Annotated in this window: 17 protein-coding genes and 2 pseudogenes; 6 read left to right on the top strand and 13 right to left on the bottom strand. The window is 44.0% G+C overall.

The genetic code is table 11. The annotated features are described in order from the left end of the window. Positions 1 to 78: 78 nt before the first annotated feature. Entirely contained in the window at positions 79 to 930 is an 852-nt protein-coding gene (locus BMY78_RS10900; RefSeq protein ID WP_090897933.1) for a MurR/RpiR family transcriptional regulator, read from the top strand. 157 nt (positions 931 to 1,087) lie between these two features. On the opposite strand, the gene BMY78_RS10895 is transcribed toward BMY78_RS10900, so the two are convergent. The 4 genes and pseudogenes from BMY78_RS10895 to BMY78_RS10880 form a co-directional block, all read right to left on the bottom strand. Further along, entirely contained in the window at positions 1,088 to 1,816 is a 729-nt protein-coding gene (locus BMY78_RS10895; RefSeq protein ID WP_090897930.1) for an amino acid ABC transporter ATP-binding protein, read from the bottom strand. Further along, entirely contained in the window at positions 1,809 to 3,254 is a 1,446-nt protein-coding gene (locus tag BMY78_RS10890; RefSeq protein WP_090897927.1) for an amino acid ABC transporter substrate-binding protein/permease, read from the bottom strand. The genes BMY78_RS10895 and BMY78_RS10890 overlap by 8 nt, the downstream gene beginning before the upstream one ends. 348 nt (positions 3,255 to 3,602) lie before the next feature. Further along, the gene (locus BMY78_RS10885; RefSeq protein ID WP_090897925.1) at positions 3,603 to 5,744 is read right to left on the bottom strand and encodes a M1 family metallopeptidase; all 2,142 of its coding nucleotides are present in this window, start codon (positions 5,742 to 5,744) and stop codon (positions 3,603 to 3,605) included. A 281-nt stretch (positions 5,745 to 6,025) separates the two neighbouring features. Then, a pseudogene (locus BMY78_RS10880) lies at positions 6,026 to 7,968 on the bottom strand (glycoside hydrolase family 127 protein). 126 nt (positions 7,969 to 8,094) lie between these two features. Between BMY78_RS10880 and BMY78_RS10875 the strand changes: the two are divergent. Further along, positions 8,095 to 8,958: a helix-turn-helix domain-containing protein gene (locus tag BMY78_RS10875; protein WP_256222054.1), complete on the top strand. Its 864-nt coding sequence runs from the start codon at positions 8,095 to 8,097 to the stop codon at positions 8,956 to 8,958. Between the two features lie 24 nt (positions 8,959 to 8,982). Here BMY78_RS10875 and BMY78_RS10870 read toward each other — a convergent pair whose 3' ends face one another. Continuing rightward, positions 8,983 to 10,368, bottom strand: coding sequence for an MFS transporter (locus tag BMY78_RS10870; protein ID WP_090897922.1), 1,386 nt, complete (start codon positions 10,366 to 10,368; stop codon positions 8,983 to 8,985). Between the two features lie 111 nt (positions 10,369 to 10,479). Here BMY78_RS10870 and BMY78_RS10865 point away from each other — a divergent pair, with 111 nt between their 5' ends. Beyond that, entirely contained in the window at positions 10,480 to 11,370 is an 891-nt protein-coding gene (locus tag BMY78_RS10865; protein ID WP_090897920.1) for a LysR family transcriptional regulator, read from the top strand. A 70-nt stretch (positions 11,371 to 11,440) separates the two neighbouring features. On the opposite strand, the gene BMY78_RS10860 is transcribed toward BMY78_RS10865, so the two are convergent. The 4 genes and pseudogenes from BMY78_RS10860 to BMY78_RS10845 form a co-directional block, all read right to left on the bottom strand. Further along, entirely contained in the window at positions 11,441 to 11,812 is a 372-nt protein-coding gene (locus BMY78_RS10860) for an iron chaperone (protein WP_063565000.1), read from the bottom strand. 123 nt (positions 11,813 to 11,935) lie between these two features. After that, the gene (locus BMY78_RS10855) at positions 11,936 to 12,964 is read right to left on the bottom strand and encodes an ABC transporter substrate-binding protein (RefSeq protein WP_090897917.1); all 1,029 of its coding nucleotides are present in this window, start codon (positions 12,962 to 12,964) and stop codon (positions 11,936 to 11,938) included. 185 nt (positions 12,965 to 13,149) lie between these two features. Then, positions 13,150 to 13,743, bottom strand: a pseudogene (locus tag BMY78_RS10850) (YdeI family protein). Between the two features lie 245 nt (positions 13,744 to 13,988). Beyond that, on the bottom strand, positions 13,989 to 14,615 hold the full coding sequence (locus BMY78_RS10845; RefSeq protein ID WP_090897914.1) for a hypothetical protein: 627 nt from the start codon (positions 14,613 to 14,615) through the stop codon (positions 13,989 to 13,991). 236 nt (positions 14,616 to 14,851) lie between these two features. On the opposite strand from BMY78_RS10845, the gene BMY78_RS10840 reads away from it, so the two are divergent. Beyond that, on the top strand, positions 14,852 to 15,226 hold the full coding sequence (locus BMY78_RS10840) for a BlaI/MecI/CopY family transcriptional regulator (protein WP_090897911.1): 375 nt from the start codon (positions 14,852 to 14,854) through the stop codon (positions 15,224 to 15,226). A gap of 9 nt (positions 15,227 to 15,235) precedes the next feature. Continuing rightward, positions 15,236 to 16,627, top strand: a complete 1,392-nt coding sequence (locus BMY78_RS10835) for a M56 family metallopeptidase (protein WP_090897908.1) — start codon at positions 15,236 to 15,238, stop codon at positions 16,625 to 16,627. Between the two features lie 258 nt (positions 16,628 to 16,885). On the opposite strand, the gene BMY78_RS10830 is transcribed toward BMY78_RS10835, so the two are convergent. The 4 genes from BMY78_RS10830 to BMY78_RS10815 form a co-directional block, all read right to left on the bottom strand. Further along, entirely contained in the window at positions 16,886 to 18,934 is a 2,049-nt protein-coding gene (locus tag BMY78_RS10830) for a glycoside hydrolase family 16 protein (RefSeq protein ID WP_256222052.1), read from the bottom strand. A 157-nt stretch (positions 18,935 to 19,091) separates the two neighbouring features. Next, positions 19,092 to 20,663 (bottom strand): response regulator, encoded by a 1,572-nt coding sequence (locus BMY78_RS10825; RefSeq protein WP_143067018.1) that lies wholly within the window; start codon positions 20,661 to 20,663, stop codon positions 19,092 to 19,094. Positions 20,664 to 20,665: 2 nt separating this feature from the next. Beyond that, positions 20,666 to 22,501: a sensor histidine kinase gene (locus BMY78_RS10820; RefSeq protein ID WP_090897903.1), complete on the bottom strand. Its 1,836-nt coding sequence runs from the start codon at positions 22,499 to 22,501 to the stop codon at positions 20,666 to 20,668. 75 nt (positions 22,502 to 22,576) lie between these two features. Further along, entirely contained in the window at positions 22,577 to 24,238 is a 1,662-nt protein-coding gene (locus BMY78_RS10815; protein WP_090897900.1) for an extracellular solute-binding protein, read from the bottom strand. Between the two features lie 199 nt (positions 24,239 to 24,437). Between BMY78_RS10815 and BMY78_RS10810 the strand changes: the two genes are divergently transcribed. Further along, on the top strand, positions 24,438 to 24,695 hold the full coding sequence (locus BMY78_RS10810; RefSeq protein WP_090897897.1) for a GlsB/YeaQ/YmgE family stress response membrane protein: 258 nt from the start codon (positions 24,438 to 24,440) through the stop codon (positions 24,693 to 24,695). Positions 24,696 to 24,772 lie beyond the last annotated feature (77 nt).

The raw sequence follows: 24,772 nt of genomic DNA, 5'->3' as shown, positions 1-24,772 counted from the left end.
CTCATGCCCTCTTTTTAAACAAAATGTTTACTGAACGCTCTACATCAACATTATTTCAATGATTCCGGGGTGAACCTGTTGAAAATATTGACCCAACTAACAGACATGAACCACTTTACACCAAATGAAAAAAGCATCGCTTCTTATATTCTGACTCATAAGGAATTAATGCTTCACTTGAATATTCAAGAGCTTGCCAAAGCTACATACACGTCACATTCTGCCATCAACCGCTTGACTCATAAACTTGGACTTTCGGGGTTTAAGGAGTTCAGCATAAAGCTTGCTCGAGAGTTTCAGCAGGATGCTCAGAACATCTCCAATATCGATCCCAATTATCCGTTCGCTCTTGGTGAATCTTCACTCCAGGTGGCAAAAGATATAGCTGAACTAATGAAAGAAACGATTGAGAAAAACTTTGCTTTTATGGATGAAGCCTCTCTAACAGAAGCAGCCCATTTGCTGGATCAGGCAAAACGAATCTTCATCTATGCGTTGGGGGATTCTCAAATCCGCGCGAAGAGTTTTCAGAATAAATTGATTAAAATCAATAAATACGTCGTGATTACAACAGAGCTATCTGAATGGGCTTACCATACCATCAATCTTACGGCGCAGGATTGCGCCATTTTTCTGACCTATCATGAAAAATCGCCCATTTTCCTAAAGGCAGCTCAACATTTCTCGCGTGAAAAAATCCCATTTATTACGATTACCGCGAATCATCAAAGTGAGTTGGCCAAGATGAGTACGATCTGTATCCAGGTGCCGAATGACGAAACAAAACATGCAAAGATCGGTACGTTTTCATCACAAATTGCCTTTGATTACGTGTTAAACGTGATTTATTCCTGTATTTTTCAAATCGACTACGCCAAAAACATGCAAATGACTACATATTCGTTGAAGAATTTCCAGTTGGATGAGTAATATGAGAGGGGGCCCTATTCTTGCGTCTTCCCTGCTAACAGAGGTTGCTGCCGCTGTCAAAGTGATGGAGAGACATCAGACCGGGTGTAAAAGCAGGAAATTACAACATACCAAAAAACCTTCAAGAACGAATTCTTGAAGGTTTTTTGGTATGGTTTTAGAGTACTTTCTCGAGGAAGCTGATCGTCCGTTCATTTTTTGGATTTCCGAATATTTCATCAGGAGTGCCCTGCTCTACAACATATCCACCGTCCATGAAGACAACCCGATCCGCAACTTCACGGGCAAAGCCCATTTCATGGGTCACGATAATCATCGTCATACCTTCGCTCGCAAGATCCTTCATTACACCAAGGACTTCGCCTACCATTTCGGGGTCAAGTGCCGAAGTTGGTTCATCGAATAACATAACGTCCGGATTCATGGCAAGCGCACGAGCGATCGCTACGCGTTGTTTTTGTCCGCCCGAAAGTTGGTTGGGATAGCTGTCTGCTTTATCCGACAAACCAACCCGATCCAGTAAACGGAGTGCCGTATCGCGTGCTTCCTGTTCTTTTAAAATCCCAAGTTCTCTGGGGGCAAACATAATATTTTTGAGCACGCTAAAATGAGGAAACAGGTTAAAGTGCTGAAATACCATACCTATGTTCTCGCGAGCTTTGTTAATGTTCGTTTTGGGATCATTTAAATCCCGATCATCTACGATAACCCGTCCAGCTGTGATCTCATCTAACTGGTTAATGCAGCGTAAAAACGTACTTTTACCTGAACCTGAAGGTCCAATGACACAGACAACTTCACCTTCGTTGACCGATATATCGATGCCCTTCAACACATGATTCGTGCCAAAACTTTTCTTTAATCCTTCTACTTTAATTTTACCCACGACGAACCCTCACCTCCAGGTAGTCAGCAATTTTAGTCAATGTGATGATAACAATCAGGTACATAATCGCAACAGTCAACCAAATGTCGAAAGAGGCGAATGTTCTTGCGATGACAATCTTACCGGATTGCGTCAACTCCACCAGACCAATGACGGACAAGATCGACGTATCTTTCAATGTAATAACCATCTGATTAATAAATGAAGGAATCATAACCCGTATGGCCTGAGGGATTACAATCTTTATCATCGCTTTGCGATAAGGAAGTCCCAATGAACGGGCTGCTTCCATCTGTCCACGATCAATCGATTGAATACCCCCACGAATAATTTCCGTTACGTACGCCCCTGCATTCAGACTCAACGTCAGAATGGCGGCCAGGAACAGTGGCATGGTGAAGCCCATCGCCTGAGGAATTCCGAAATAAATAAAGAATGCCAGGACAATCAACGGTATCCCGCGGAAAATATCCACAAATACAGTAGCAACAATTCGAAGGAACTTATTCTGACCCACTTTCATAAAAGCAAAAATCAAGCCGATGATAAAGGCGAAAAACAGCGAAATAATCGTATACAAGAGTGTTTTCCCCATACCTTTGAACAGCACAGGTAGAGATTTTTGAACTAATTCCCAACGACCCTGGTTTGCGACAGTGGCATTCTCGCCAACATATTCCTCGGTAATGCGCTTAAATTCACCGTTAGCCTTGATATTCACTAATCCTTCATTAAACATCTTTAGGAGTTCTTGATTCTGTCCCTTGCTTACCGCAAATCCATAGGAAGCGCCGTCTTCTCTATCGGTAACGGTTTTCAAACCGTTATTCTGTTTTATCCCAAATCTTAGGACAGGTTCATCTTCAAAACATGCAACCGAGTTTCCAGTTTTCACATCATCATACATTTGCGAAGAATCATCGAATGGAACAATGGTAAAGCCGTATTTTGAGGCGATGGATTCAGCAAAGCTGTACCCTTCTGTGCCCGTTTTCACAGCGACCTTTTTACCGCGGAGATCTTCGTAGCTTTTTACGGTATCATTATTTACGCTAACACCCATTACGACGCCTGATTGATAATAAGGTTCTGAGAAATCAAACTTTTGTTTTCGTTCATCTGTAATACTCATCCCGGCAATGACGCCATCCACCTGATTGGACTCAAGAGCTTGCACAGCCGCATTAAATCCCAGCGCTTTGATTTGATAATTGAAGTTCTGATCTTTGGCGATCGCATCCAGCAAATCCATGTCGATGCCTACATAATCCCCATTTTCATCTTGATATTCAAACGGTGCAAATGTGATGTCCGTGCCGATCACATAGGTTTTACCTGAATTGGAGTTTGCATTGGCATCCCCCGACCATCCGGATAACCCCGCCACTAGGAGCAGAATTATTGATAGTACATAAAATGAGACCTTGGTTGTTTTCATATGTCCTCCTCATCTCGGTGTTCTCCGAATTCTGATCATTTTCTTGTCATTGATGTTACTGTCGTACAGTTTTAGGTGTCTTTGCACATTATATTGTTATTATTTGCAGTATATTAACAATCAATGCTTTCCCTAACATTCTTCACTTTCCTCCGCAACGTTTTATTTGACAATCCACTTAAAGATCCACGTTATATTTACCCTTCAGGACAGGTTTTAAAAACCTAAATTGAACTTAAATAAAAAAGCCGCCATATAGGCGACTCTGTAACAGACAATATGATGATCATCCAATGACAATTGCAAAAGGAAATTTTAATCTTTCTTTATAAGAATGAACACTTCGAGTTATTCCTCAACAAATAATTTTGAAAGTGGATTTTCCACTTTTTTATCCAATGTTACCTTGCCCGTCTTGTTCAACATATAGTACTGATAATAAGCGCTGCTGAATCCAGTGGATTCCTGCATCTTCATCATAAAGGGTTCAAGACTCCCACTGCTCAGATGATCTTCATTCCAGAAATAGTGCAGCATCAAACGATTTTGATTATAAGGGTGTTTGATCACATAGGCTCCAGCAACTGACGGTTGGTTCATAGTCGTTTTCCATTGAAAACCGATATGGTTAGCACGGTCCATAATGCTGGATTTTAAAGCTTGTACAAAACCATTTGATTTAGCACTACCAAGTACTATTAGGTTGCTGGTAGCCAATTCTTTTTTCATTTTTTGCTTCAAATCCTGCCGGTCCCGGATCACGTCATACTTCACTCCGCTTAAATCCAGAAGAGTTGTTAGTTGGTTTACCATGGCTTCCTGTTGTTTGTTCGCTGACTTGCTCACCTGATCACTGACCACAATGGCTAATGGCTCACCTTGAAGGGCTTTATCCATCACACGGCTCATCGTTTCAAAAGGTACATTCGGAACCTGAGTTAATGCTGATTCATATAGCGATTGAAACTGATCATGCAGATATGCCGTTTTTTCCTCATTCGACAGTTGATATTCGGGCTTCAGCACAAAATTGGGATCATATAAGGCTTTATTCATATCATTTCGCGTCTCTTTCCCCAGTACATCTTCTATCGTTTGCAGAAGTCCGTCAATCGTAGCATTTTGATACACATAGCGTTTAAAATACTCTTTCATAAAGGCATCGAATTTTTCTTCCCCGACGGAACGGTACAATTGGTATATTGCTTGGCGGCCTTTATCGTAATAAACTGGGCTTGCCCAATCTCCCACCTCGTCATTGGTTGAAGCAATGGCCTTATCCACCGTGGAATCGTCAAATTGGATAGACTTAAAGCCATTCATCGTGTCCCCCTGCTTCTCAGAGAAATACACTTTAGAGAAATCTGCAAAGCCTTCGTCCAGGAAAGACTCTGTCTCCGAATTATTCCCGATTAACGCATGAAACCACTGGTGGGCGATTTCATGCACAAATACGGTGTCTTGTTCTGGAGCAGAATTTATTCCGATTTGCCCCATTTGGATAAGTCTTGAATACTCGATAGCTACACCTTCTACATACGATTCAACAATCCGGAATTCAGGATAAGGATATTTACCGTATTTATCACTAAAAAAATCAATGGCTTTGAATGCTTGATCAATATATCCATCAACGATTTTTTTCTTACCTGGCTGGTTGTCAAAATAATAATACTCTACGGTGAGGCCATTCCGGGTTACGCTGTCCACTTTGAAGTTCGGGCTGGCAAAGAAAGCAAACTCCCTCGTATTCTCGGCTACGGTCGATACCACTTTGCGTCCAGTCTCTGCATCATCCCGTGTGGTTATCGTACCAGGCATCACTACCTGATATTGATCGGGAACATTGAACTGAACTTCATAATCCGCGGAAGTATAATAATCCGTTTCGAATGTTTTACTATAAGGTTTGGTATCCCATTCATGCTTGGCCTCATCATAGACTGACATTACAGGGAACCCATGAGCCCCATTGATAATATCTTTGTAATACGATAACCGCTGTGAGCCATAGGGAATCTTCAGATTAAAGTGGACTTGAACCGACACGGATTCACCAGGCTGAAGGGGTTGCTCCAATTTCACCGACATAGCTTGGTCTTTATTACTGAAATCAAGGGCTTGCCCACCGGTCGTCACCTTCTCAATATCAATTCCTCCAAGAAAGTCTTCCGGTTTCTTATCAGGGTTATTTTTGCTAATCTCTTCATTGGAATGTTTAAACATGGTCGTCTGTGTCGATTCCGAAAGGTTGGCATCAGCATAAGTATGAAAAACCAGTTGCTTCAATGTATCTTTGCTTGTATTGCGGTAAGTAATGGATTCACTCCCCTCGATCATCATCTTCTTCTCATCCAGCCGGGCTTGAATTCGATATTGGATAGGCGCTTGAGCCTTAATATCTTTATTGGCTTGTGAAATAGCTGATACAGGAGCTGCATTAGCGGCAGCACTACCCGTACTTATGATCGGGCATGCGGTCAGAATCATAGCGAGTGCGCTGATAGCTGTTATTCTGATTCGATTTGATGTGTATGAACGTGAATGATAGATATAAATCTCTCCCTCGAATGATTTTTGAAGCTCAGAGGCAAGTATAGAAGATCAACCTTACATTGGTTTAATGCGTATCTTAAATTTCGTTTAAAAAAAGAAGCTGTTTGTATTAAACGAGCATGACCATAAAGCAAAAAGTCGCCATTTAGGCGACTTTTAGTAATTGTGTCTCTTTACCGATTTTCAATGAAAGGTGTCACAAACGAATTATAGAATCAGGTACGAAGCCAAACATTCATTTCTCCGGCTTGTCGATTGCCCCATAAATAATAAGGGATTGCTGTGAGTTGTACTGGTTTGACGTTTTTGTTTAACGGCTGGTAAGGTTGATTATCCAACCACACGGATTCATCCACAAGTAGCCCATCAACTTCTACAGTAATGCAGCCACCAAGCAGTTCAGGCGTTTCGTGTTCTCTCAACTCTGGCTCCTCTGCGAATGAGAGTGAAGACAGTGAAGATCCATTATCCACTTGCTCCAGGCAATAAACGAGTGGGCCGCGTTGGATGGCAGCTTTCCCAGCATCTGGCCGGATCAGAGGATGAGCAGCGATCAATTGGGTCTCTAGTGGCAATATCCACTCTACTGTATCACCATCGGACCAAGCACGTTCCATTTTTGCATAACCATTATGCTTACGATAATGTTGAGGTTCTCCGTTGATCTTTAATATTGGATCCTGACTTTGAAACCACTGAGGAATGCGGACTGCAATCTCAAATGGAGCAGCTTTAGCATCATTACCAGCCAAAGAAATCGAGAACTCCACCTTTCCATACCACGGTAATTCAGATCGTTGATGTACTGTTACTTGCAGACCGTCTCCTGTCACCCATTGAAGCTCGCTACCGATAAACAAGTGCACATACACCGTTTTTCCGTCATTAGATATGTAATAAATATAATCATGAAGTGAACTCAATAAACGTGCCACATTAGGCGGACAGCATGAACAACCAAACCATTTCTGCCGTACGGGCTTCACATGATGTTTGTCTGGATTTTTTTCACTTGCGTCCGGGTATACCTCTAGTGGATTTACATAGAAGAAATGTTGTCCATCTTTGGACATGCTGCCAAGTACATTATTGTATAGTGCTCTTTCCATGACGTCAGCATAGTCACTTTTGGCTTCCAATTGCAGCATCCGACGTGCCCAGAAAATTAGTCCAATGGAAGCACAGGTCTCTGCATAAACCGTATCGTTAGGCAGATCATAGTCAAACGTGAATGCTTCCCCCAGATGTGTTGCACCTATGCCGCCGGTATATACATTTGCTTGCGCGTTGTATTGATCCAGAGCCGCTCACAGGCTTCTCGCAAACTTGAATCATTCGTGAGGCGTGCCAAATCGGCCATGGCGGTGTACATATAGACTGCTCGAACAGAGTGACCCACAGCGACCGTTTGTTCTCTCACTGGCAGATGAGACTGATATACCTCAAGATTGGGAGTCCCCTGTGACCAAATATTTTTCCTTCCCCGGCGTTCCCACTCTTCCACGAAATAACTTGGCTTGTTACCGCGCTCATTAATGAAATAACTGCTCAGATTCAAATAACGTTGTTCTCCTGTAACGTTGTACAGTTTAACCAGAGCTAATTCAATTTCCTGGTGCCCGCAATACGCCTGAATTTTACCTTGCTCGGTTCCAAACAAGCTATCAATGAGATCGGCGAACCGACATGCGATGTCGAGAAAAATGCGTTTCCCTGTCGCATGATAATATGCAACTGCTGCCTCTATCATATGTCCAGCACAATATAGCTCGTGAGCTTCATACAGATTGGTCCATTGACTTCCAGGCTCTTTAATGGTGAAGTAGGTATTTACATATCCATTATCATGTTGAGCTTGACCAATCAGATCAATCACTTCATCAGCGATGCTCTCCAGCTTGGGATCAGGATGGTTACCGATCGAATAAGCAACCGCTTCCAACCATTTGTAGAGATCACTATCCTGAAATACCCATCCCCCGAATTCACCTTTCTCCAAGCCAGCTGCAATTCGGAAATTACGGATGGCATAGCTCGGCTCCGCGCCTTCGATTCGGTCATTTAGCGCTTCCCATTGATAAGGAATGACAGTCTGACGGACTAATTCGGAGTATTCTTTCCAGAAGGTGTCTTGAATGGCTACTTTGGCTTTTCGCATTATGGAATTCCTCCTATAAAATTGACTCTTGTGGTTTTCAATTATAAGCTGTGATTACATGGGAAAATAGAATTGAATTGAACTTTTTTCTATAAAATTTAACACTAATAGGGAGGGTTATCTGTTTTGAATGGAGATGGAATCATAGAGCTTAACGTCCCCCAACTCCCCTATTATCTAGGAGCAGGACGTTCTGAATATGAAATCGGAGATCAACATCCGAACCGGAAAAAGCTTGGTATCTACGATGTACTGATTGTGGTCAAGGGAGAATTATATATTGGAGAGAATGATCAGCAATGGACTTTGGTAAAAGGAGACTCACTAATCCTGCTGCCAGAAGGAGAACACTATTCGGTCAGGCCGTGTTCACAGAAAACGGTATTTTACTGGCTGCATTTCGAGCATGTTGAAAGATATGAAAGCTTGCTGACCTCTTCTGATTATGAACCGGAGTTGCAAGATTCCTCCAGACCGTTTGGCAATCCTTATACGTTAAGGCTTCCTAAACATTCGAAATTAGCCAATCCACAAGCGGCTTTCAATCTTCTGGAGCAATTATTGACACTAGAAATGGATAGCTCCTTTTGGCAGGAGCAGCGCTTGCTAGGTGAATTGCTTTCCATACTGGAAGAAGGCAGCTTGCGGGTTATGGATTCCGTGCAGACACGATTAGCAGAACAAGCAGCAATATATATTCAACAGAATTATAAGACAAAGGTCACGAATGAAACGTTGGCAGCAGCTCTCCATTTTCATCCCAACTATGTTATCCGCTGCATGAAGATGAAGTATGGTAAAACACCAATTGAATATTTAAATGAACTTCGTTTAGAACGTGCAAAGCGATTACTGGTTACTACAGACTGGTTGATTGATCGCATTGCAGAAGAAGTGGGCTTTCGTTATGCTCCATACTTCTCATCCTGTTTCAAACGGTATATCGGGTTGTCTCCGCTTCAATTTCGAAAGCAATATATGACTACGTAATGATATGAATTATGAGATTCGGCACTATAACGTCTGCGTTGCGGATGATTTCTGGCGTCGTAAGGTCATGATGATTAAAGATGCAGCTAATACTGTCAGGATGATTCCAAGCGTTTGAAATCCTATAAAACTGAATGTGTCTCCCATGACAATTCCAATCAACAACGATGACAAAATGGTCCCCAGATATCTCGATGTATTAAAAATACCTGATGCGACACCGATCATATCTTTGGGTGTGCTTTTAAACAAAGCCGCCTGCATACCAACACTGTTGAGCCCATTACTTATACCAAATACAGCTAAGGGCAAAATGACATTCACCACTGGTGAGTCTTTATCCAATGCCACAATCAAGATGGACCCGCACGTCATTAACACCGCTGAAACGATCAAAGCTGGCCGCGTACCTGATTTGTCAATCCAGCGTCCGGCGAGAGGAGAACTGATGAGTGAACATAAACCAAGGGTTAGCATCAATAGTCCTGTATGAACTTCGTTCAGATGGCGTACCTGCTGTAAATAAGATGGCACACCAAAAAACAGAGCGTAAAACAGAGTGTTAACCAGCATAAATTGTACATTCACCCAGGTCATTTCGGGATATTTGGCAAATACCCTCAGCGGAATAAAGGGGGACGCTGTTTTCAATTCATGTCGGATAAAACTTGCTAATGCAAGCAATCCGATCCCTCCTGCCATAAGGTGCCAAGTTAAAAGATGTCCGATTGATTTAACGGAAAGCACGCTCATTAGCAGAGTCACCAATGCGACGGTGAACAAAAGTATGCCGGGCGCATCAATCAGCAGGAACCATTTTCTGATGGACATGTCGCCATAGTTGGATTTGAGGGTCGCTTCTTTGGGAATGGTTTTCCAGGCGAATATAAAGCTTGCGATTACCAATGGAATATTCACTAGAAAAATACTTTGCCAGTCCCACCAATGAATCAATACACCGCCAATAAAAGGGCCTACCGCGGCTGCACCAGACAGGAACATCGCAAGGATAGACAGGGCAGCAGCCTGTTTCTCAGTAACGTGGATTCTTACAATCGCCATTCCGACGGCTACCATCATGCTTGTGCCAACAGATTGAATGATCCGGAATACGATAAGCCAAGAAAAGTCTGGAGATAACGGAGCTAACATGGAGGAACCAAAGACAACAACCAGACCGATAAGGAATATCTTTCGGCGGCCGAACAGATCACTGCACTTGCCCATGACCGGTTGAGCCACAGCACTTGCAATGTAAAAGGAAAAAATAATCCATGACACGGTCGTAACATCAAGTATAAACTCCTGTTGTAGTCTTGCAATTGCTATAGATATCATGGAGGAATTGAGCGGATTCAGCATGATTCCCAAGCCCACAGATATCATTAACCATATATTTCGAGCATTCATTATGTATATCCCTCCTTCTTCTGTTGTCATCTTAATGGAATCCCTTTATTTATTCCAACGCATTTTATGTTATGATTTGATGAACTAAAAGGAATAAGAGAGTGGTGCGAAATGGAACTTCTTCAGCTACGCTATTTTCTGACGTTAGCCCGATGTGAACATGTTACAGAAGCTGCGGGTAAGCTGCATGTCACTCAATCCTCACTGAGCAAGACGATACAACGTTTGGAGGATGACTTGGGTGCACCGTTATTTGATCGATTGGGCAGAAAACTGCGGTTAAACGAATTCGGAAGAACATTCCTTCGACGGACCGAAAAAGCCTTATTCGAATTGGAACAGGGAAAACAGGAAATTGCTGATCTCTCCAACCCGGATCACGGTACACTTCAATTGGCAGTGACTACAGCAAGCACATTACCAGGAATCCTGCGGGAATTCCGAAAAAATAAGCCGAATGTTCAGTTTCATGTACAAATGGTTACGTTGGAAGACATGTGCACGCTTCTCCACCGAGGCGAAATTGATTTTTGTCTGTCTTCCCCTCCAATCCAGGGAGATGATATCGAATGTCAGATGCTGTTCCAGGACCCAATTGTAGTTGCTGTGCCTCTCGGTCATCAATATGCGAATCGAAGGAGCATCACAATAGAAGAGCTTAAGGATGAGTGGTTTGTGGGGGTGAAAAAAGGATATGGTATTCGTGATCTGGTGGACTCCAAATGTCAATCCGTCGGATTCGTACCGAAGTATGTTTATGAAGGAGATGAGCCTGCAAGATTAACTGCACTTGTGGAGGCGGAGATTGGGATTGCCTTTATACCCAATACAGCAAGAAACCCGCAGGAACGAATTGTATATCTCCGGATCGAGGATCAGAACCTAGTGAGGGAAATTGCTTTATTGTCGCATAAAAACAGATATATCTCGAAAGCAGCTATCGCGTTTCGCAGCGTAGTCATAGATTATTTTGGTGCAATGTCCAAACCAATTGCTGAATAACCCATTACAAAGACCCCGCTCACCGACGTAAGTGAGAGCGAGGTCTTTTGTTGTAGGCTATCGATCATGCCTATTTCCGCCAAAAGGTTGAACAGTCTGCTTTTTCCGTAATGTTGAAATCAATCATTCGTTCCAGTAATGAAAAATCAACCGGTCCATCCCACCGGATACGCACCAACTCCTTGGTGTGCTCATAGCCGGCCTTCACAATTTCATCGGAAAAATGATTAATCCCTGCCTTCTCAGGCGCCACAGCCAAATGATGTTTGGATACACTAAATCCAATAATAAATGTGCCATGATCGGTAAACATGGGCTGATTCCACGCTATTTTAGGTACTAAATTTGGGTACTTCTTGATAATCCATTCTAAAACTTCTTCCGTACGGTCCCGATGTCCCAGGTTATCAATTCGTGCTAGATATTCTGCAAAAACGTCCATATTATCTTCTCCTAACCAAGATTTATTTCGCATACTTCATCTCATATTATCATGAAAATGAAATTGAAAAACCCTTTGGTCCAGATTCGCCAAAGGGTTGAAAAAATATATATTACTCAAAGACTACTTCACCGAAAGCAGGCTGTCTGATATAAACTTCAGCTGACCTTCAAGCGATACAGGGTCGTTGTATGTATCAGAGGTCGGATCAAGCTGGAACACATGGCCCTCTTTGACCGCAGTTAGGTTTTTCCACACCGTATTATCGTAAACAATCTTCGGATCGGTTGTATCTCCTGACCACGGGCTGGTGAAGATGATGTCGCCTGCATATTCCGGTAACACTTCCATCGAGATTGAAGCCCAGCCTGTGCCACTATCAATTGCCTCTGTCTGAGCCCTTTTTGGTGCCTTGAGACCAAATTCGTCATAGAGTATTTCACCACCACGACCGTAATTATGACCAAATACAAATAATCCTTTGGCGTATGGATTCAAAATGGAGACTGTACGATCTCCTACAGCGGCAAGCACTTTTGGCTTCAACCCATTGATCTTCGCTTCCCATTGTGTGATCCAGTCTTTTGCTTCGGCTTCTCTATTGGTCAGCTTGCCCATCTCCAACATGAGATCCTTGAAATTGCGCTTACCATATTGTAACTGTACCACTGGTGCAATCTGCGACAACTTGTCGAGACCCTCTGTACCTGTGTATGCGATGATCAGATCAGGCTTTAGGCTGATTATTTGCTCCGCTGTTGGCTGCTCTCCCAGATCTGTTGTCCCCTGACTTTTGAGCTGGTCCTTGATGTACTTGTTGTTTATTGCACCTGACAAGGCTCCGACGACTGGAGCATCGAGTGCAACAAAGTACCCTGTTGAAAATGCGGTCAGATCGATAATCCGCTTCGGATTTGCAGGTACTTCCACTTCACCTGCATCCGATTGATATGTAACAGTCTCTCCTTCGGCACCTGTTGTTGTATCGGCGTCAGAAGCAGAAGTGGAGTCAGTTGATGATTCCATGTCCGTAGCTTCGGTTGTAGTGGTCTCCGTTGTATTGCTTGTCATTGCGGCCTGACCGCATGCACTTAGTACAAGTAATATAAAGAGAGCAGACAAAAGCCATATCGAGTTTCTTCGTTTCAGCAAAATAAACCCACCTTTTTCAAATGATATTGATAATCGTTATCAACGATACCATGCAATAGTACATTTGACAAGATGATTTCATATTCGACAGATGAAAAAACAAAAAAACACCCACTAAGGCGGGTGCTTCGATGCATATAAATTAATTTCAAAACAAAACAGGCTGTTTCCTGTACATTAAAGGTTTAATCATTCAACCCTTTTCCATCCAGAATTTGCTGCGTACATTTCTCCACCCTGGACACACGGGTTTTGGATTGCTTCGGTTGGGAAAAATAAAAAAGGTATGCCCGTTGACGTCCAGGCGTCAATGCTTCAAATGCGGTTTTCAACGCAGGATTTTCATCCAGTTTAGTTTGAAACTCTTCTGGAACAGCATACTCTATATTCTTTTTGAGTTCCACTTTCAATCCGGCCTTTTCAACCTCAATGGCTTCAAGAATATACTCTTTCAGGATAGCTTCCATGTCAACGATTTGTTGAAGATTAGTGAACCGGATTTGGCGAGCAGCTTGTACATTTTCTGTTTGTTGGATTAGAATACCTTGCTTATCTTTTAACAAGGTTCCTTTATGGAAAAGAAGCGCACAATATTCCTTAAATCCATGAATGATAACGACGTTTTTATTTTACAACGTGTAGCAAGGATGCATCCACTTAAAGTCTTCGGTCAGCCCGCAGGAAAGAACGATCTCTCTTAGCTTCTCCGATTCTTGCTTCCACTTCTTTGCTTTGTTTAAATATTCATCAACCTTGGGATTAGTTTTATTAGTTGTCATCAGGAACCATCCTTCATCATGCTAGTCATATTGTTGCATTTCTAAAATGATTCTTCTCTTACATATGATTGCCAAGAAAAAGCAGTTAATTTCATTCAAAACCATGTGTGTCGCTTAAATATTATGACACCATTTGGCGTCTGGTCAATACTAACTATTTTTCAACTCATATACATATGTCCTTTGTCCCACCTCTTATCCCTAACTAGGAAGCCGATATTAAAAGAACCAAAGTGAGAAAGTCCCTAGGATTTGGCGTATTGTAAAATTGCCGCCGCTGCGCGGATTCGCAGGCCCTCTTCTTCGCTATGCAATGCCTTTTTTAGAACATTGAGTGCTTCTTGAATAGTAGCTTCATCTACTCTAACTGAGGAATGATTATCTCCTTCAGTAGCTACAGAGGTGATCGAAACCCAGGGCTCCAGTTGAGCCTGCGTAATTGAGTGTTCGAATTTCGCAATGATTGAGTAATGACTCACAAGTGCAAGTACTTTATCATTTAACTCTGCTAAGGGAATGCGCCCCAGCCAGGTAACTCCCCGTCGATGGCATATGTATTCCTCTCCGGTTCCGTTGGAATCATCGTAAAAATAATCGCCCAAATCCCCTACATATGCCCATTCATCATCATTTATCAAAACATAGTCCCCGTCCTGCATGACGTAGGCAAAAGTATGGAGCGTGTCCAGGACATCACGAAGCTCCGTCTTTCCTATCCTGTAGTGTTGAACTAATTGCTCTGTCCATTCTTCTGCAGGCTCGTGCTCCAAATCTCCTGTCGCAGGCCAACCAATGCCGATAAAGTTATTCTCCAGAAACGACTCCGTCCAATCGATCTCTTGCAGTGTGGCTCGTATATGAAACAGATTCATGTGGTTCCTCCCCAATAGTGATTTCAGGATTTAAGACTAAGTATATACTCCAGACATTCGTCGCTGCATTAAAATTAATCAAAGATTAAGCTTATAGCAGTACAGACCTGACTCTGTTTTTGCAATATCCATGCAACACTTGACTACCTACTACACGTTGTAGTAACTTGTATGTACTACGTAGTGTAGTAATAACCTTCGATATGGACGCATAACGAAGTTAAGGAGTGTTCACCGTGAACCATCTGCAAAAATTATCGGATACTGAAATGGAACTGATGGAAGTGATCTGGGAGTGTGAGCCACCTGTCACCTCCACCGAACTGCTGACCATGTTTTCCCAAAGGGGTAAAGCTTGGAAGGCGCAAACGATCTCTACCTTTCTCTCTCGGCTGGTAGACAAAGGGGCCCTTACAGCTACAAGGGATGGACGGACCAACAAATATGTGCCCCGTATTTCACCCGAAGACTACAAGCTATTGGAGGCACAACAAGTTCTGGATGGATTATATCAAGGCTCTGTAAAAAATTTGATTTCAGCTTTGTATGATGGCGACAAGCTCTCAGATCAAGACATTGCAGAGCTGAGACAATGGTTTTCAGAAAAGTAGGTGTAATCTATGAATACCATTCTTGTATTACTGTCTACGCTGACTGTTGCCGGAAGTGTCGTTGTCGCTTTCATTCTGTTATTGCGCCTTGCTCCCTTTCAAGTCTTCCCTGCAAAATGGCGTTTTGGAATTGGGAAAATGGCTTTAGGCTTGTATCTATTGCCCATTTTTCTGGTCTTTAATTGGATGTTTTCATTGTTCCCATTCAGTACTACAGTAAACGAGTTACCCATAACTGCTCAACATGTGATACCTGGATCATTTCATCCGACGCCTGCCATTCAGGTACAGACCATTCCAGCAAACACAGCTCTCACTTTTATATGCTTATGGGTAATCGGGGCCATAGCTTTTGCAGCATGGCAAACATATTGTTACCACAGATTTATCAAGACATTAAAACTTACGCGAACCAGCGTTCCAATGACCGGCGAAATTGCTATGCTGCTCCCTGCAATCAAGGAGAGTCTGGGTCTCAAGAGCGAGGTTCGACTCGCTTACAGCGCTCTGATTCGCAGTCCTTTTCTTATTGGGCTGAGGAAACCTACTATTTATCTGCCTCTGAAGAATTCTGCAAACGTGGATATACGTATGGTGTTCCATCATGAACTGATCCACCTGAAAAGGAAAGATCTATGGATCAAGGCGCTCATATTAGTAGCCCGTGCATTGCATTGGTTCAATCCATTGGTTCATATGCTTTCGAAAGATATTCATACGTGGAGTGAACTGTCCTGCGATGAAGAAGTCGTAAAGGGAATGTCCCTTGCGGATCGTAAACGCTATGGGGAAACCATCCTGAACGTAGTGGCAGGATCAAGGAATCTACCTATACAATTCTGCTCCTCTTTATCCGGGGAAGGCAAACAACTAAAAAGGAGATTAATATTTATGCTTAACGTAAAAAATGTGAACAAGAAAACCTTTGTTATAGCGATATCGACGCTATTCGCCGTTGCTGCAATTAGTACAGTGACAACCGCTTGGGCTTCGAGCAATACTCCGAGGGTGGTTGCGAGTGAAGAAGCTTCTGCAGTAACGCGCCCATCGCAGCAAACGGATGGCCGCGAAGATGCTCCTACAGTAACACGTCCTTCTGCTCAAGCCGCAGTCCGTGATGAAGCTTCTGTAGTAGCACGCCCAGCAGCTCAAACGACACCTCGTGATGAAGTTTCTGTGGTACCACGTTCGGATGACCAAGTAGTAGCTCGGGAAGAAGTTCCTGCAGTAACTCGTCCATCGGCTCAAGAGGTAGTTCGTAAAGAATCTCCTGTAGTAACACGTCCGGCAGCTCAAGAGGCAGTTCGTGAAGAAGCTTCTGTGGTAACTCGTCCGGCAGCTCAAGCCACAGTTCGTGAAGAAGCTTCTGTGGTACCAGCGCAAGCAGCTTCCCGTCATTAAAAGCAATTTCATGAAATTACAAAATAAATAGGCTTGGTATAAAGACTCCAAACAGCACCCTTCGTTCAACAATTGGACCAAGGCTGCCCAGTATTGTAGAGAAGAGAGTTTTCGCTTGAGACTAACCGGCTACCTGCTCAAATAAGAAAGACCAACAACATTTTTGTTGTTGGTCTTCCCTGTCTTCTCCGTTCATCTTGCCTCATCACCGAAAACTATGGTGAGTCGCCTAGACACGACTCCAAAACAGCTGTTTTCTTACTGTTCTTTATACACACGTACATAATCCACTTGCATGGTTGCCGGGATATCGGACGCGTTCGGAGTACGGCCGCCGTCAAAGTTTCCGCCGATTGCCAAATTCATAATGAGATAGAACGGCTCATCAAATGGTGCATTCGGATTATTCGGTGCAGCTGCGGAATACCACTGCTCGTTAGTCACTTTATAGAAAAACTTGCCGTCGACATACCATTTAATGTTATCCTCTTCCCAGACTACCGAGTATACATGATAATCATTGGCAAAAGTTTGCCCTTCCGGGAAGTGATAATCGCCGCCCGAATACTGGTTCCCGGGCCATTGTCCACCAAAGTGTATGGTACCGCTTACTGATCCAGGCAGACGGCCTCTCGCTTCCATAACATCAATTTCACCTGATGCAGCCCAAGTGCCGTATACCGAGTCTTGTGGAAGCATCCACAGTGCTGGCCATACACCATCACCTGTAGGAAGCTTGGCACGAAAATCGACTCTGCCGTACTTCAAGGACAGTTTATCCTTGGTGTTAATCTTTCCTGAAGAATACTGTGCATACCGATTCGGGTCTTGCGGAAAAGATTTACTGTCGTTCATGGCTTTGATATTCAGCTTTCCGTCCTGTACATAAATATTTTGGGTGCTGTTTGTGTAGTGCTGCAGTTCTGCATTTCCCCATCCCCAAGTAGCGGGATCGTTATTGAGATAATATCCTGTTTCATAGTTCCATTTACTTGTATCCAGCGCAGTTCCGTTAAACTCATCCTGCCAGATGAGGTTCATGCCCGCGATTGCCGGGTCGGTTGGTGTTCCGATCGCGATATCCTCTTGATCGGATACATCTGGACGCGGAGCATTTGGATTGCCGATAAAAGTATAGTTGACGAAGTTGTTGCCAATATTTCCACCCGCCTGTCCGTTCAGCGGATAGCCGATACGAATCTGCATATTTTCCTGGATTGGCTGGAACCAAAGACCATAGATATAATCGGCCCAGTATCCCCACTGGTTGGCATCCGACATATTGTTGTAGCCATTTCCGGAGTATGCAAATTTGCTCTGACTGGAGTTACTCAAATCCACCCATTGGCCATTGATATTAATCTGGTATACGAAATTACCAAGTTCTTTGGCGATAGGCGCACCCCCATCAATTTTGGGAAGCGGAAGTCCAATGGAACCATTCGCATCTGCCGTGAAGGTTGTTCCTTCGTATGGCGTAATGACATATGAATTTCTAGTAGGTTCATTAAAGGTAATTGTATAAACAAGGTTAGCTGAGGAAGTCTTTGATTCCAATTTGACGTTGATCGATTCCGTTACGTTAAACCAGTAACCTCCTCCACCGTCGGTAAATTGGCCGAAGTTGTGATCATAAATCCAGCCGCTGGCTGCATTATTGTCAATATCAATCCATGTGCTGCTGTTTACAGGTTTTACATATACCTTCAAATCATCCGCTACGGCTTCATACGTTACCGCAGAATCATTGTTGAACGTTGGATATGTAAAGCCTGCACCGCCTGTGAAACTTGCTGTAATTTGCGGGCCTTGTGTTGGATTCATCGCTGTGATGGTTGTTTTGTTAATGTTTTGGAATACAAGTTGATATTCAAGCTTGACGCCATTCGCTTTGGAGTACAGTTGAATTTCGGTTGTTGCGGAAAGGGTGAACCAATAACCATTGAAACCGCCATCGCTCCAGTGCCCCCAGTTCTGGTTATAGATATAACCTCCGGCTTGATCAATATCAACCCAGTTGTTACCCACTTTCACATTAACACCCACGTCACTGTAAACATCATTCCAGGTAGCGGACCCCCCATTGAACTTAGGCATAACAAATCCGTAGCTGGCTTTGCCAACGCCGGATTTTGAAATAACAGGTCCATCTGCCGGTGAGAAGTACTCCATTGAGGTAACGGTCGTTCCAGCTGCTTGAACTTTCGATGCTGGCAGCACGCCAACACTAGCCAGCATCACAACCGCTAGGAACAAGCCAAGTACCTTTTTCATAACCCGTTTCTCCGTAAAGTGAGATGGTTTCATAATTGCCCTCCTTTGATAGGATCATAGTTTCTCCCAATCTATGCGCATAAAGGTAATCGCTTACATCGGGGAATATCTTTATTCTATCGAATGGCATAATCCGCTGAAAGGTACAATTATTTTTGTTGTATCCCATTTTTTTGGGTTTTGATTCAATTTATAGATAGGTACTGTGGTATTGCACTTCACGTTCTCCTTTTTGGCGCATCATTTGTCGATATTCTGTGGGTTGGATATGCATCGCAAGGCGGAACGCCCGCGTAAAGCTTTTATAGTTTTCATAACCAACCATAGCAGCAACTTCAACAATCTTATGATCGGTTTCGGCTAGGAGTCGCCTCGCTTTATCCAAACGTACATCTCGCAGGTATTCGGCAAAACCTTTGCCAATATTCTTCTTGAACAGATTTGAGAAATAAGCGTAATTAAGCGACACATGATTGGATACCATCGCGAGATCCAGCGGCTTATGATAGCTTTCGTGTATAAAGCGGATGGCTTCATTTAATTCCTGCGAATTGCGATAGCTGCACTTATATTCAAAATAGAACTGATTCAGCCGAAGCAGTTGCTGTTGCAGCGCTTGAATATAATCCCGCATCCCAGGATAATCAAAGAGATTACGCAAAGATTCAAGATCCAGCGCTTCTTCCCCCATGTAGGGGCGAATAACTTGTTCATACTCCTCCATCATCTGCACTGTTGCGCCGCAGAGCTGCTGGGTGTAGCGAATATGATAGCGCTGCAGCACATTTTTGTGAAATATTGCGGAAATGCCCTGAGCTATTCTACCACTGTTGTCGGTCCCCACAGACTGGAACAGATCATACAGCTCTTCATAGGGAAGTTGCCACTGCTGCTCCATATGCTCAATATGTGCTGGCAGAATGATACATAGATCCGGAAACAGGTAACTATGACGGTATAGCTCAAGCAATTGTGCATAGCTGCCAGGCAGCGTTTTTAATCCTTGCTGCGGGTCAGTCATAACGGTTATCGCGTCGATCATTCCTTCCTTGAGCCCCGCTGGCAAAGCATCCGGATCTAGCGCTGCATTCACTGCAAGAATTAGGTACGGGCTGTGCTGCAGACAAATACAACCTTGTCTACCAAACACACCATAAGCAATAGCTTCCATGCTATGGACACTGCTCGCCCCCGGCTGGTTAATCCAGCATTTCTCCCGCAGCAAGCATAGGCGATAATGGTGCCACAGTGCAGGAGTTTGTTCCTGAATTTGGAGAATCCAGGCTTCATCGTTTAACGCACCCTGCATAAACATTTGTAGCCCTTTACGATCTGTCTCTCGTGCGAGACGGGAGACATGCTGCATACTGTGCGTAAGGGCCTGCCGTGTCTGGATTTCTTGCCATACATGCTCCAGTGAAGTTTGCAGATCCTCTCGCTTCAGAGGCTTTAACAAGTATCCCTTTGCCCCAAATTCGATGGCTTTTTGGGCATATGTAAAATCACTATAACCGCTAATAATAAGGTATTCCACCTCAATGCGCTCCTCTTTGGTCTGTGCCATCAGTGCCAGCCCGTCCATGTCCGGCATCCTAATGTCAGTAAGAACGATATGAATGTTATGTTTGCGCAAAAGGATTAGCGCCTCCATCCCGCTTGCGGCACAGTAAATGTTGTTCAGCTCCAGAGGAAATTGATGCAGCATCGCCTGCAGACCGTCACGTATGTGCTTTTGGTCGTCCACAACCAGAATATTGATCACTCCTACCACCCTCCAAGATTTACATTTTCCCAAGGTAAACGTATCGTTACACAGGTATAAGCGCCTTGAACACTATCAATCCAAAGACCGCAGTCCTCGCCATAATGAAGCTGCAGCCGTTTATTCACATTTTCCAAACCGAGTCCGTTCTTGCTGGTAACCATCGGCGAATCCGAGTCTCCCCGCAGTGCCGCTTGCAGTCGAACTAACATCTCCGGGTCTAATCCCTCTCCATCATCTTGTATGTTAATGAGCAAGCGGTCATTCTGCACTGAAACGGTGATCTGAATACACACACTCCCGCCTGACGGCGAAGCGTGATGCACTGTATTTTCAACGATGGGCTGCAAGCACATTTTAGGAATAGTATAGCGGAGCACCTCCTGCGGGAGATCTGCCGTCAATATGAAGCTGCCGCCTTCCATTAAATTAATAAATTGAATGTAGCTTTGAATGTTGGCAAGTTCCTCACGAAGCGCAACAGTATCGCTGCGCCACTGCATGCTGTAGCGAAGTTGCGAACCTAACGATACCAATGAATTCGCAATAGCGGGTTGCCGTTGAACCTCTGCGATCATTCGAATAGATTCCAGTGCGTTATATAAAAAATGAGAGTTGATTTGCGAATGCAGGGAATGCAGCTGTGCGTTTTTGGCGATCAATTGTTTGTCCACAACCTGCGTCATCAGATGTCTGACCTCATGCAACATTTTGTTGTAGCTCACAGCCACTTCATCGATCTCATCCCCTCTTTCGTTCTCATCAAGGCCGGTATCAATCATTGCATCCAGTTGCCCTTTTCGTACTTGACGCATTGAAGCCAGTACGCTGTCCAGCCGACGGAAAATGCGCCGAGTTGTATGTGATACGATCAGCATGATGAGCAGCAATACACATAATGTAATCGATACCACAAATGCGTACCAGCTTCGTGGCCCCTTCATCAATGCCTGATGAGAGGCGATATCGACCACATACGTGTTTAGCGGAGCGATGTAGCGATATAGGGCATAGTAGCTCTGATCTCCTAACTTAATCTTAACGGGATTCTCCTGTGGCAGTACATCCAACTGACGATGAATACCGTCAAGGATATCGTTCAGTCCTTCTCCGGCTTGTCGAGAAAACTCATGCTGGGGATTATACACATATTGGGGAGGATCGCTTTCGTTCATCAAAACAGAAAAAAAGTCTCCCTTGCTCTCCTGGAGCAGATCACTGAAAAACATACGATGCGGGACGCGAATTTCCATAATACTAGGTCGTTTTTTCTCCTGACCCTGAAGGCGAACCAGCCGGTAGTAGGATAGTGTATGTTCACCATTCTTAAAAGAAAATAAGCGGTAAGCCGCACCACCTTCATCCCGAAGCTTTGTCCAGTAATCCTGCGGCCAAAATTTCTGATAATGATAGATTTCAGGCCAGATTTCATACAAGTTTGGGTTATCCACGTAAAAGCTGAGCTCACTAATCATCGCATTGCTTTGAATGATGTTTTGCATTTGCTCAAATTGGTTTTGCTTAAATTTCACCAGTCGCAGTCCATCCACAAGCATATTGGAATGAATAAAATCTACAAATGACTTTTGAGTGAGCGCAGTGTTGGAAGCGTTCTCAATGATATCCATTCTACTGCGCAATTGTTCGTTTAACCATGAAACGTGACTGTTGCCTGCTGCCATAGCGTCCTTGTATAGCTGGGTTTCCTGCATCCGAATATATAAAAAGGATACCAAAATAACAGGTATGGCAATCATCAGGCTAAATGCCAGAAACAGCTTTTGGGAAATACGGGCATTGCGATAAAGCTTCCTCAATCTCGTTAGTAGGTATTTCATTCTGATGTATTCACCACCTTTGTTATACCATATATTACCTGTTATCTGATAGAGAGCGAGGATGTCAGGGAATGGTTATTCAGCCATCTTGGCTTTTCGCGCCTCCAGCTCTGTCTGACGGTATTCCATCACTTGATTAAAACCGTAATTCACACGGCGGGTTAAGAAATTTTCGAAAATTTTATCAAAAGCAGCTTCATCTTTGGCCGTAATCAGTTCAGGCAGCACTTCTTCCCAATTCTGAGAAATACGCGACCAGGATAAGGCTATATCGGAATCTCCTACAGGATCAATTCCCTTGTAGATGCCGCTGTCCATATCCGCCTGTTTGTTCGCGAAATCCTCCATTTGCTTAACCGATGGCGCCTTCTCCGGTCTCCACTGGTTAACGAAGGCAGGGTTTCGCAGCATCCAGTAAGTATCCATGATGCCGTATTCCTTTTCTAGCCGCTCCCTATCCGTGTCAAGCAACTGGACCATTTCCGCCTTCAACTGCGGTTTCCCATTCACCATCGCCCATGTTTCGCCTTCTTTGCCGAGAAATACATCCCTTTGCCCTTCTTCGCTGGCCAGATAGGTCAAGAAGCGGATGGCTCGTTCAGGATTCTTGGTGGATTTGCTAATCATCGTAACCATCCAGCCATCCATGCTGCCGGGGAACAGTTTGGCGGATTCTCCCCTGCTGTTCCGGGGTCCATCTACAGCAATATAGTATGAACTCTGATTCGTACGGACTGCCAGCTTCGAATTGAGGTCTGCTATGTCTGTCCATTCTCGAATCATCATAAAATATTGGGCATAGTTGGTTTTTTCCTGCACCTGTGCGCTGGAGTCGACCAGGAAATCAACGTTAATCAGGCCCTGCTCGTAAGCGGTACGAAATGTTTTCAGCCACTGAATATAATCGGGATCTGTCATTCGGTCGTATACTTTACCGTTCTGTTCATGGGGGATCGCGAGCAAATTTTGCAAATATTCGGTCATCCCGTAAGATGCATTCCCCTGTGCCCAAAACGGACTGATCAGTTGGCCTTTATAAACAGGATATTGATTCTTCAGCAATTGCAGTGCATTTAGAAAACCTTTCGGCGTGCTGAGGTCCGGTTTGCCCATCGACTCATACAGATCTTTACGTACGAGAAAGGTTTGGTTCGCTCCCGTCAAACCGGTTGCACGCATCTGTTCGGGACTGTACGCATCATTGGGAATGACATAGGTATGGCCATCTTCCTGCCGATACCATTGTAGAGCACCATCACCTGCTACCTTGTAAAAGTACGGATCATACTGCTTGGCTAGCTCCTCCAGAGGATAGATGAGATTGCTCTCCCGAAGCTTGTTAACCGCACTTTCCCAGGAGCCGATGGTTATTAAATCCGGCAGACTACCGGTCGTCAACATCCGTGATAACATCTCGCTTGGTTCACCAGTTGATACTTCAAATTCGATATTGACCCCTGTTTTTTGGGTGACATATTCGGAAGTCAGGCTTTCACCCCAAGTGTGTCCGTACCATTCGGCTCCAACGAACCACGTTAGATTCACGGGTGTGGTATCCAGCTTCCATGCCGGTTCTTCCGGATCCATACTGAGGCTCTGCACAAGCTCCGTTGAGTCAGCCTCTGTCATTGCAGCACCCTTATCTTCCGATTGTTCTGACTCGGAACAAGCCGCCAAGCCTGACATCAGAAACATCATCAACAAGGCTAAACTAAAAGGCCTTCGAAATATGAACATTCGAGCTCCTCCTTTCTATACCGGCCAACTCCAATCCCCATCTGCATCTGCACCAGCATTCATACGAGTGGTGGTACAACCGATTTTACTACCCTTGGATTAAAATGGAAATGATTTCATGGTTGATTCTCAGATGATCCGCAACATTCCGCCTGACGAAACATAACTTGTAATAAACCAATGGAAGGGAGACCAATTCTTGTATCTAATCTGGATACTCATTGTCGGTGGGCTTATTGGCTGGTTAAGCGGCAATCTGATTGGGCGGGACGTGCCGGGAGGCGTGCTTGGAAATATCATTGCTGGCTTTATTGGATCATGGTTAGGGTATGAACTGTTGGGACCGAGGGGGCCGGTAGTGGGTGGATTTCATATCATACCCGCGATCGTCGGGTCGGTCATTGCTCTCTTGATTTTCTATGCTCTGGCGCGCGGTGGAGCGTTCCGAAGACGTTAACAGACGTAAGACGTAAACCTGTTGTATATTGGATAATCCTGATCAGAGACGCTGTGACATTAGCGACTTTCACCGGG

The organism is Paenibacillus sp. OK076, from assembly GCF_900110055.1.
Classification (GTDB): domain Bacteria; phylum Bacillota; class Bacilli; order Paenibacillales; family Paenibacillaceae; genus Paenibacillus.
This window is presented reverse-complemented; position numbering and strand designations above follow the sequence as displayed.

Excerpts from the sequence above, each read along its gene's own strand:
- BMY78_RS10885 (WP_090897925.1), bottom strand. The coding sequence starts at position 5,744 with ATGATTCTGACCGCATGCCCGATCATAAGTACGGGTAGTGCTGCCGCT.
- BMY78_RS10815 (WP_090897900.1), bottom strand. The coding sequence starts at position 24,238 with ATGTTCATATTTCGAAGGCCTTTTAGTTTAGCCTTGTTGATGATGTTT.
- BMY78_RS10845 (WP_090897914.1), bottom strand. The coding sequence starts at position 14,615 with ATGAATCTGTTTCATATACGAGCCACACTGCAAGAGATCGATTGGACG.
- BMY78_RS10835 (WP_090897908.1), top strand. The coding sequence starts at position 15,236 with ATGAATACCATTCTTGTATTACTGTCTACGCTGACTGTTGCCGGAAGT.
- BMY78_RS10860 (WP_063565000.1), bottom strand. The coding sequence starts at position 11,812 with ATGGACGTTTTTGCAGAATATCTAGCACGAATTGATAACCTGGGACAT.
- BMY78_RS10865 (WP_090897920.1), top strand. The coding sequence starts at position 10,480 with ATGGAACTTCTTCAGCTACGCTATTTTCTGACGTTAGCCCGATGTGAA.
- BMY78_RS10870 (WP_090897922.1), bottom strand. The coding sequence starts at position 10,368 with ATGAATGCTCGAAATATATGGTTAATGATATCTGTGGGCTTGGGAATC.
- BMY78_RS10820 (WP_090897903.1), bottom strand. The coding sequence starts at position 22,501 with ATGAAATACCTACTAACGAGATTGAGGAAGCTTTATCGCAATGCCCGT.
- BMY78_RS10890 (WP_090897927.1), bottom strand. The coding sequence starts at position 3,254 with ATGAAAACAACCAAGGTCTCATTTTATGTACTATCAATAATTCTGCTC.
- BMY78_RS10830 (WP_256222052.1), bottom strand. The coding sequence starts at position 18,934 with ATGAAACCATCTCACTTTACGGAGAAACGGGTTATGAAAAAGGTACTT.